This is a genomic window from Pseudomonas fluorescens (genome assembly GCF_018614655.1).
GTDB lineage: Bacteria > Pseudomonadota > Gammaproteobacteria > Pseudomonadales > Pseudomonadaceae > Aquipseudomonas > Aquipseudomonas fluorescens_BX.
Window position 1 is genome coordinate 41,148 of record NZ_JAGGOG010000030.1, and the last position, 10,560, is coordinate 51,707.

4 protein-coding genes and 4 pseudogenes are annotated in these 10,560 nt (G+C 52.3%); 5 read left to right on the top strand and 3 right to left on the bottom strand.

Annotated elements, in window-relative coordinates; all coding sequences use genetic code 11:
* Positions 1-200 precede the first annotated feature (200 nt).
* The 4 genes and pseudogenes from J7E41_RS25650 to J7E41_RS25665 all read left to right on the top strand — a co-directional run.
* A pseudogene (locus J7E41_RS25650) lies at positions 201-926 on the top strand (ISL3 family transposase); the annotation flags it as partial.
* A gap of 710 nt (positions 927-1,636) precedes the next feature.
* Complete coding sequence (locus J7E41_RS28230) at positions 1,637-1,750, top strand: hypothetical protein (RefSeq protein ID WP_353049429.1); 114 nt, start codon at positions 1,637-1,639, stop codon at positions 1,748-1,750.
* Positions 1,751-1,886: 136 nt separating this feature from the next.
* Entirely contained in the window at positions 1,887-2,159 is a 273-nt protein-coding gene (locus J7E41_RS25660; protein ID WP_214997068.1) for a CopG family ribbon-helix-helix protein, read from the top strand.
* Positions 2,159-2,432, top strand: a pseudogene (locus J7E41_RS25665) (type II toxin-antitoxin system RelE/ParE family toxin). Before J7E41_RS25660 ends, J7E41_RS25665 begins: the two are co-directional and overlap by 1 nt.
* Before the next feature lie 66 nt (positions 2,433-2,498).
* On the opposite strand, the pseudogene J7E41_RS25670 reads toward J7E41_RS25665, so the two are convergent.
* From J7E41_RS25670 to J7E41_RS25680, 3 genes and pseudogenes are all read right to left on the bottom strand, one after another.
* Positions 2,499-3,253 (bottom strand): annotated as a pseudogene (locus J7E41_RS25670) (IS630 family transposase); the annotation flags it as partial.
* A gap of 87 nt (positions 3,254-3,340) precedes the next feature.
* A complete protein-coding gene (locus tag J7E41_RS25675; protein WP_214997069.1) occupies positions 3,341-7,333 on the bottom strand; it encodes a hypothetical protein in 3,993 nt (1,330 codons plus the stop codon).
* A 189-nt stretch (positions 7,334-7,522) separates the two neighbouring features.
* Positions 7,523-8,197, bottom strand: coding sequence for a hypothetical protein (locus tag J7E41_RS25680; RefSeq protein WP_214997070.1), 675 nt, complete (start codon positions 8,195-8,197; stop codon positions 7,523-7,525).
* Positions 8,198-9,060: 863 nt separating this feature from the next.
* Between J7E41_RS25680 and istA the strand changes: the two are divergent.
* Positions 9,061-10,373, top strand: a pseudogene (gene istA, locus J7E41_RS25685) (IS21 family transposase); the annotation flags it as partial.
* Positions 10,374-10,560: the final 187 nt, after the last annotated feature.

The window sequence follows — 10,560 nt, forward strand, 5'->3', positions numbered from 1 at the left end:
GATTTGATTGATGATGTTCGTGCGAGCAAACACATCTAACAAACCGGCGTTCTTATGCGCGATATTAAGACTTTCCTACCTTTTTTTTGGGGGGGGGCTTTCTGTCGTCAACATCAAGCCAGATGGTGGCGCCCTCCAGATCGATCTGATTCCCCACGCCACCCGATTCCGTGTTGAGCGAGCTGCCGAAGGCGCAACCGCGACGCCTGGTAATGGACGAGTTCGCCTTGTTCAAAGGTCATCGCTACGCCAGCGTGGTGCTGGACGCCGATGCACGACGGGTGCTGTGGATCGGTGAAGGCCGAAGCCGTGCGGCGGTCAGGCCGTTCTTCAAAGAGCAGGGGCCAGAAGGTTGCGCTCGAATCGAAGCCGTGGCGATGGACATGAACACCGCGTTTGACCTGGAGGTTCGTCAGCACTACCCGAAAACACAAGTGGTGTACGACCTCTTTCATATGGTGGCCAAATATGGCTGAGAGGTGATTGATCGGGTCCGCGTCGACGAAGCCAATCGGCTACGCCATGGCAAGCCCGTTCGAAAGGTCATCAAGCAAGCGCGATGGCTGTTTCTGCGCAATCCGCAGAACCTGAAAAAACCGGAACAGCAGGTCCACTTACGGGATTTGCTGGCGGCGAACTAATCGTTGATGATGGTCTATTTGATGAAGGCTGAACTCAAAACACTCTGGACACCGAGTGCTGCTTGGGCCTGTAGATCGGCCTGGAAGCAATGGTTGCGGCATGCTCATCAAAGCGAAATACCGGCTCTGGTCCAGTTTGCCAAACGGCTAAAGGGGTACTGGCGGGGCATCGTCAGCCGGGTTCGCTGGCCGATGCACACGGGTCAGTTGGAAGGAATAAACAATCGAATAAAGGTCATCAAGCAGATGGCGTACGGTTACCCGGATAGCGAATTTTTTTCATGAAGATCAAGAGCGTCTTTTCCCGATAATCCGTGAAGAACCATATTGGGACGTGGTGTCGGTAGGCTCGTCTACAAAACTTCTTCATTCAAACGCCATGCCGTTCATAGAAACTACCAGCCGAGATCATAAATGCTCAAACATGTTGTAAGGCTCTAATAAAGATTGCAGCCATATGTCAATTTAATCGGAATTACACCCGAATCTGACACAAGGGCCGTTAGTAACCTGACATCAAGTTAGAGTCTGGCCCAGACTGACACCAGTACTTGATGCCGAATTGTTATTCACTATGATTAACGTTAAATCATGTCGCCTCATTACGGCGCATGGTAAATCGCCAAGGATTGACCAATGAACCACTCCAGCCCTTGACGCTCCAAGATGCCATCCATCGCGATTCGGCATGGGAGCGCGGCGCCGAATATGAGAAGGAAGAGAGACCCATCAGTTCGGTGCGCAAGATTGTGGTCAAGGGTGCGATGGATGTTGTGTTCTTTCGCTCGCCATCGGCGCACCTGGTCGTGGCCGGGGAGAACCAGGAAGCCGCGGCGTCACCATGCAGTTCAAGGGCCGCAGCATGGTTGGGATCGCGCTGCCTGAAACACCCAGTATCCGCTCAAGGGCAGTGGCGATATGACCTTGTACGACCTTGAGCAGGCCATACTCGATCTCGGCGTCCAAGGCTCGGGGGACACACCGCCTTTGGTCGCGTGGATCTTTTGGATGCCGCAGTGGCGTGTTCGGGCGATGTGGACGCCAGTGAGCTGGTGGTGGCGTCCGCCAAATTGACGGTGGCAGGCTCCGGCGACATCGAGGCCTTGTGATCAATTCGGTGAAGGCCCGAGTAATGGGTTCTGGCGACATCGTGATCCGGGGTAACCCTCCGATCAGCGATCATGCCGTTGCCGGTTCTGGCGACATCAAATTCAAGAAGAAGTAACGGTCAGGAGTAACCCGATCATGGCAACTAAATCGAAAACCCGATCTGTCACGGCTCACGTTCCGGTGCAACTGGCCGAAAAGGTCGATCTGATGGCTGAGCGCTTGGAGCGCTCCAAGAACTGGATCGTCAAGCAAGCACTGTCCGCGTGGATCGACCAGGAAGAAGAGCGAAGTCGTCTGACCCGCGAGGCCTTGGCGGACGTTGACGCTGGTCGCCTAATTGACCACCAAGCTGTTCAGGCCTGGGCCGACAGCCTCAGTACTGACACGCCGTTGTCGGTACCGCGCTGATGGATTTGAAGTGGACAAGCATGGCGCTTCCGACATTGCCCGGTTGTACGAGTTTCTGGCGACGGTGAATCAGCCCGTCGGCGCACACACGGTACAGCAACTCACGACTGCGCCGACCACGTTGCTGGAAAATCCGCGCATCGGCGAACGCCTGGAGGAGTTTGAACCACGAGATGTGCGCCGAATCCAGTCGGCCATTACGAGATGCGCTACGAGATCGTGGATTCGACTATCTACCTGCTGCGCCTGTGGCACACCCGCGAAGATAGGTGAATGGATGGCCTACCAAGGCTCGGAAAACCTTAGCGCACGATTTTTTCCGAATTCTGTAGGCCCCCCATTGGAGATCCAGCCCGGCAGGTGTGCTGTGGTCAATCTGTCGGAGAAAAATCCAGGAACTCCTTGGCCCGGTGCCGCTGGATGATCCGGCCCATTACCTCTCCGGTCATGATGTCGAACGCTGCGTACAGGCTTGCCGTGCCATGGCGCTTGTAATCATGGGTTCGCCGCTCAATCTGACCAGGGCGCAGTTGCAGCATTGGCTGAGTACGATCCAGCGTCTGGATCTGGGTTTTCTCGTCAACCGACAGCACCATGGCGTTGTCCGGAGGGCTCACATAGAGCCCGACCACAGCAATGACCTTCTCGGCGAAGTGTGGATCGCTGCTGATCTTGAATGTCTTCAATCGGTGCGGCTTGAGATCGGACGCGGCCCAGATCTGTCGAACTTGCCAAGTGGTAACGCGCGCGTACTTGGCCATCAACCGGACGCTCCAATGCGTCGCTTCCTTGGGAACCCGGTGAGTTGTCAGGGTCAGGATTTCCTTGATTTTCTCAGCACCCAGTTTCAATGGCTGACCGCTACGCGGCAGGTCGCTCAGGCCCTCAATGCCTGACTCCAAGTAGCGTTTTCGCCACTTGAACACCGTCGGTGATGTGATCCGTAACTGCTCACAGATAGCATTGGGCGTCACCCCTTCAGCAAGCAAAAGTAGTATCCGCGCCCGCTGGCAGAGGCTTTGCTCCAGCGTACTCATGCGCAACCAGCCTTGAAGCGTAATGAAGTCGGCGGGTTGCAGTGTAAAAGGAGCAATTGGTCAAGGCATGCGCGTAACCAACTCGCGGCGAGGGGCGCACAGTATATCGTCACACGTTAGAAAACGAACTTGCCGCTCACGGCACTAGGATAAAAAAGACTTTGATTTTATTACTAAATCTGCGGGGATATCGCGAAGAATATAAAACACTTCGTTTTCCCCCAAAGGGATTTTGTCTATTGCGCCTAAAATAGTGGCCGGATTTATTTTCCCAGCCTGCACTAAACGCTGACCATTTTTCAGTATAATTTCGGACAACGTTTGAAATGCCGAAGGGTTTGTTGTAGTGTTTATTGAGTAGACTGTATTTTTCATTCCGTCCCCATTGTAGCTTTTTGAAAAACCTTCAGCTTTCAACGCTTTTGTGGTCAACGACAAAACCTCACCACCACTGCCACTGGTCCGGGTGGAATGTTTAATAATGGCCGACAAATAGTCATCTCCAGCCTCCGCTGCGCCTGCAGCTCTTAATAATCCTGTGGAGACATCTCCCGGTCCTACATGCGCTCGGTAGACAGTGGCTGGCAATGGAAAATTCATTGTTTTTAATTGAGCAATCGACTTAATGCTTGGGTACATCTCCTGGACGCTATTTCGCATGTTAAGTAGCTTTTCTATATACGCTTCAGAAGCCGTTAATGGTGGCGCCTGAAAGACGCTTGTATTGTGTGACGTTGGTGGTACCACCGGAGCACGGTGGGCATTGATAGTATTCGCGCTTATGACTGCTGTACGTTTGGCGGGAGGCAAGACATCGACATTCGTTGGTTTGAAGGGCTGGAGTGTTACATTTTGAGCCGAGAGGTGATTGGGATTAAGGTTCAGAAGGATGTCCTCTCCTGACTTGGTGAGCGCCGTGAATACAGATGTTTCGTTTTTTAATTGCGAGAGTGCGTACAGTAATCTCGCCGTCCGACCATTACCATCTCCATAGGGATGAAATTTAATTGTACCTGCAAAGAGGTGTTCCCCCCAATCTTCCGGCTTGACTTTTGAAACTTTAAGTTGTTGCAAAAATCCTTTATAACCCTCGCGAGCGATATCTGACCCCATAAACGTAGGGGAGCTGCTCAGGCGAAAATTGCGTATAGGCTGGCCAGCGGGCGGCAAATACGCTGCCTTGCGGATTTCGTCGATCACGTCAAGATCCAGCAAATCTGCGTGCTTAAATTTATGTAAGATTTCAAGCACTTGTTTGGAAGGAGTACTTCCAGAAGTGCTATTGGACAACACCCATGCAGCGGCAGCCTCCTCCGGCTTTCCAGGCATGACGGTTAACTCAAGAGGAACAGACTGCTTTTGCAGTCGCAGCATGTTTGCATTCGCGTCTTTCAATATAGTGAGATCCGATGCAATACGCTGATTTGCTTTCGCCACTTCGAGATTGAAAGGGCCGAGATGAGGACTTCTACGGACACCTTCAAAATCAAGCAATAGATTGTTGCGGATGGAGCGTTCGACGGAGCTTTGCGTAGTCATAGTGGCTAACTCCTTAGCATTCTTTGTGTTTTTTATTGTATTGACCAGCATATTAATTTTATCGGGCGTGCGCATGCTTTTCCAAAGATGCCCTATCAAAAAAGAAGGCATTGCTCTGCGAGTCAATTCACTCGCATTACGATAGACGGATATGGCTCGCATGAGATTGTTGGGTGTAAACAGCCCATTCACAGCAGCTTTATAAGCAACCCCACCCATTAGCAATGCGGGAATACTCATAAGCGCCGCCAAAATTATATCCTTGAATGCCGCGGCTGCTTGATCAGACCGATCAGTAGTGTATGCCTGTATGACATCGGTTGCAGCCATTAATCCAGTAGTGCCTAGCAAGCCTGAAAAACTGGCGGTTTTAACAAAAAACGACCCTCCCCCTACAGGGGTCATCGCAAGCGGTATAGTGGCTAAAGCAAGAATTTTTTTTACGTGCAGTAACGCTTCGCTGGTAAATTGCTCTTTGCGTGTAAACACCAAGGTGTCTATGTCTGAGGACAGCCTATGCATAAGACCTTGATACAACTGATCAATTAGCTCGTACTGAGTGGTGGACGATTTGAAGCTGAACGGCTCTTTGTATATCTTACCGATGTTGTACCAACCTGTAATAGACGAAGGCGGTGTCTCTTTTGACAAAAAGCTTGAGTGCTCATTGGCTTGTGCGTCATAAACAGGTAACTTACTAAGCACCCATCGTCTAAAGGCCACGCCTTCAGGAAAAACAGGTACCGTAATCATAGAATCTTTCCATTTATCGTTGTAATGATGACTCTTTTCACCCACATGAAAGTGCGTCGAGTCGCTTATACTAAACAACACACCGCGCTTGCCGCCGGCGGGAATAAAAAACACCCCATTAAGTAATAAACCATTGAAATATACCGTCTTGGCCTGCACCTTGCCCATCATGAAATCTTTTACCGCTTGTGCATGCGGAGCATGAGGGGTGCTCAGATACTCCAAACATCGCAAGCCAATAATTTCTTTATAGGAGGCTTTGAGCTTTTCTACTTTTTGTGGGGACTTCTGGTATTTTTCTAACGCTTCGGACATTAAAGGGCTAATGTCTATTTTTTTTATCTCTTCAATAATTTTCTCATATTCAATGTTAACGATCCTGTAATCGCCGCCGTGCTGAATAGTGTGATACAAGTGCTGATTTGTGACGACCTCATTGAGTTTGAAGTTAATGATTCTATTTATATTATTTAGCCTGTGAGTTATTGGTTTTGCTGACAAGGGAACACTATAAGTAACTGCAATGGTACTTCCTGGGTGGAGGTGGGTGGGGCGGCCAGTATTTTTCTCATACCGAGCTATTCCTTTTTCAATGAAGTCGTTAATGAAGGTTGGCACATACAAAATCGGTTCGTAAATATCGTTAAACGTTTTAAGGGGTTCTTCTGCAAGATCATCGAACTTCGTTTGTTGTTGCAAGCTTAACCTTTCAGTTTTGGCAAGCGACATTCCGGTGAGAAGGGTTGGCTTTTCCGTCAGCCGGGAGGACCTGTCTGCACTTTGTAAGTCGCTTAGCTCCCCTGTCGTCACGGCGCTTGAGTCCGCCACTGCCTTGGGCTGGCTCAAATTTATTGTATTACGCTTTTTAGCGGGCACATTAACGTTAGCTACCGGATCCAGCTGTGGAGATAGCGCCGATAAATCGTCTATTTTTCTTATCAATGCAGACAATTGAATAGGCGATATGGTGTGAGACTTGAATCCATAGGCGATGTCCAGCGACAGCTTGGTTAGCTGTGATTGAACGCCTTCGTCGGCTACATTCTCGGAGATGCTCGGAAAGGAACGCCAGATCTTCTGAAACCAGTTTTGGTCGCGGATAGCTTCCGGCTGCTCACTTTTTGGCAAGTATCGGGCCAGTGATTCATGCGTTTTACTGTTTTTCATACGCCTGGCCAAATGATCGTGCAGACTCCAAATGTCTTCGAATTCTTCAAAGCCTCTGTCGGGCGTATAAAGGATCGCTGTCCCGAGGTTTTGGGTGCGAGGAACCGGATCCGTTCCTTTGGGCGTCACGTGATCAGAGCCATCTGTACGCGTAATGATGAAAGTACCGGCAAACCTTGGGCCGGGCTTATCGTCGGTATTATCTTTCATGTGGATGGCGTAGACACCCGGCCGGTCTCCGGCCGAAAAAAATTTTTCTCGGTCTGCCTGTGTTGGGTTACTCAGCACCTTGTCGACTAACGCTTTGCCCAGTGGTGAGAGGGCCCCGTCAAGTACGCCCAGTTCGGCCTGAATAGCTAACGTCTGTGAGCGAATCCTCTGCAGCTGCTGCTTTGGCGTTAAGTCATTATCGACATCATGCCGCTCTTCCCAGTAGGCCATGATTTCACGGTTTATCTCATGGGGGAGCGCACGTACCTCGGCAGAGACAAGATGTCTGCGACCATCCTTACTGACCAATCGGGTATTATTTCTCTCGAGATAAACATCGTCAGGACCGCCCTCCTGAAACGAGCCCGCGACTTTTTTCAGTAGACGTTTCACAGCGAAACCGGCCCGTGGCTGCTGATCGATCAAAGACTGAATATCCCTTTTTTTATCCGCTAAGGCGTTAATCAATACTTGTTGTCGCGTATTTATCGCGTCTGAGAACGGAGGTTGGTTGCCGGGGGCTTTCGAAAACTGCTCCGCGGAGCGCGGGTTACGAGTGCGATCAATATGAGGATCGACTAATTGTTGGGGGGCACTTTGCTCCTGTGGGGGAATCGTTAGCGCAACGAGTGCCTCAGCCAGTTTTTGTATGGATGACTATGGGAGTGCATGGATCAGATTGTCGGCCAGAGCACCAGGGCGTGGATCGTACTGGCTAGGTTCAGGACCGTTCCACACTTCTGAAGCGGCCGCTCGCAGGGTCGTTTGAGCGTAGCCATTGATCGGTATGTGACCGTTTTTCCCAGCTGTATTCCTAATGCCTGCACAGAGGGCCTCGGCAAGTTCTGCGACGGAACTCAATTTTCCTTTTTGCAAAGTGTTGATAACGGTAGAAGATAATTTGTGCAGGTCTTTATAGATGTTGGATGCGGTGTGACACCAGTAGCCCAACTTATCGAAATAGAGCGTCTCCTCATACGGCGTCAACGCAGGTCCGCCCTGGATCTGACGGCTTAGAAGCGCTGCGACCTCACGGAACAGGTTTATGCCGTCCTGCTTCGTGGCTTTAGCCATAGCCGACAAGTCACCGAGTTTGACTGCGTGAGCATTCAGCGCTTTAGTATTGGCCTCGCCTTGGGTGGCGTTGATCACTCGTTGATGGGCAAAAACCAATAGTTCTTCGGCAAGCTGCGCCATAGCGCACGTGCTGTCACTGAGATCACGACACTGTTGGTAACCTCGAGCAAGTGGAGACAAGGTTTGGGCCGCTCGCAGTCGAACAGTCAACGGCACCGTGGTTGTCGTGGCTGGGCGCAGATGCAGCGGTGTCATATCAATGCCTCCAGGTCAGTCCTACCTGAGTAGCAGAAAGTTGTCAGTTAGTTCCAAGGCTCAAGAGGGGGGCGGTTCATCTAACGTCGCGCCCGGAGCCAGGACGTGAGCGTTCCTGCACTGGCGTACTGGCGGATGACAGATTGGTAGCCATTAAAGCGGTTGTTTATTTCACTGGCCTGATTACCGTAATGGGGTCGGTTCCGGCTGGGGGCGAAATGACACGCTAAGCAGTTTTGCGTTGCCTACGGACAATTTCAGTGACGGTGTTCTTGCTAATACCCAGATCTCGGGCAATCCATCTGTAGCTGCGACCTGCTTTTGGGTAAAGCTTGTCTGATTTCGGCGCACGCCTACTTGCCGTCCGAGCTTACGTCCTCGGGCGCGAGCAGCGGCTAGACGGCTTGACTCGTCCACTGATCAGACCACGTTCGAACTCCGCGATGCCGGAGAGAAACGTCGCCAGCATCCGACCATGTGGGGTTTTACGCCCAAACCGCAGAAAATTCCGTCCGGCCTATAAATGCGTGTTTTGACACGGCATAGTATTGCGCAAACGTTCGTTATTGCAGCGCTACCTGAGGAGATCGACGAATCAACGGCTTATCGGTTGCAAAAACCTGTTGCCAATTCAGATAGAAAGCGACTGGTTACCGCAATTCGCCCTCGCGGAAATTTCGGCGGTTTGGGCGTACAACCCCTTTTACGGCTGCGGATTCCACGGCCATCCGGCCACCTATTCCATGAACATCCGGCCGCTGATTCCATGAGCATCGACCACCCCTAAAGGCAGGCAGCAACGCAGGATTAATTCACTACCATCGACCTCTTTAATCGAAGCAGAGAGGTCGGAGCGGTTATCGATGCGTAAGATTCGTGAAGTACTGCATCTCAAATTTGAGGTCAGTCTGTCCGCTCGTCAGATATCCACCAGCGTGCAAGTCGGGCTAGTCAGCGTGGGTGGTACCTCAATCGTTTTGCGGCCAGTGGCCTGACTTGGTCCTCTGCACTAACCGACGCCGAGTTGCAACGGCGGCTTTTTCCTCCGCCGCCCGCCATTCTCAGCGATCAGCGATCAGCGATCAGCGTCCGATGCCCGACTGGTCATGGGCTCATGCCGAGTTACGTCGCCCCGGCGTCACCCTGGCCCTGCTTTGGCAAGAGTACCGGCTCAGCCAACCGCAAGGCTTCCAATACACCTGGTACTGCGAGCACTGCCGCCTCAGGGCCGCGAAGATCGATGTGGTCATGCGTCAGGAACATCGCGCCGGCGAAAAAACTGTTCGTCAACTACGCAGGCCAGACTGTACCGGTCATCGACCGGCAGGCCGGGGAAATCCGTCAGGTCCAGATATTCGTCGCCGTCCTGGGCGCCTCCAGCTACACCTTTGCTGAGGCCACTTGGTCGCAACAACTGCCGACTCGCTTTCCTCGGTGGGACGTCGGAGATACCGGTGCCGGACAATCTGCGCAGCGGCGTCACCCAAGCGCATCTCCACGAGCCGGGGACATCAACCCCTGCTACCGCGATCTGGCCGAGCACTACGGCGTTGCCGTGCTGCCGTGTTGCCCGCTAGAGCCCGAAAAACCAAGGACAAAGCCAAGGTCGAAGTCGGTGTGCAGGTCGTAGAGCGCTGGATCCTTGCGGCGTTGCGCAATCGCCAGTTCTTCTCGCTGGGTGAACTCAATACGGCCATCGGCGTGCTGTCGAACGCCTCAATCAACGGCCCTTCAAAAAACTGCCCGGCTTGCGCCGCTCCGCTTTCAAAGCCTTCAAGCAACCCGCGCTGCAACCGCTACCGGAACATCCGTACGTTTACGCCGAATGGAAAAAAGTACGGGCGCACATCGACTACCACGTCGAAGCCGACGGCCGCTACTGCTCGGCGCCGTACCCGTTAGTGAAACAGCAACTGGAGGTGCGTCTGACGGCCAAGACAGTTGAGTGTTTCCACGCCAACCGCCATCTGCGCTCGTTGCATGAAGGCCGCCATACCACCGAAACCGAGCACATGCCCAAAAGCCACCGCGAGCATGCCGAGTGGACGCCGCAACGGTTGATGCGCTGGTCGGAACTGACGGGGGGGCAGAACCACAGGCCTCTCGTCTACATCCTCGAACGACGAATCCGCAGCATGGCTTCCGCGCCTGCCTGGGCATCCTGCGCCTGGGTAAGCATGCATTCTACGGATCACGGTCTACCTAGTTGGCGTGATTCAGTAAACGAATTCAAAAAACGATCCGTTTCAAGGCCCAAAAACTGTTTTGATCCACTGTCCTCTCCGGCCCAAATTCAGAGCTAAGAAAGAGCGAGTCCCGCGTTTTGGTGCTTTTGAGACACGTCTTGTAGTTGTGCTGGCTGC

Bases quoted from the DNA above. Each gene is read 5' to 3' on its own strand.
- J7E41_RS25660 (WP_214997068.1), top strand. From the start codon at position 1,887: ATGGCAACTAAATCGAAAACCCGATCTGTCACGGCTCACGTTCCGGTG.
- J7E41_RS25680 (WP_214997070.1), bottom strand. From the start codon at position 8,197: ATGACACCGCTGCATCTGCGCCCAGCCACGACAACCACGGTGCCGTTG.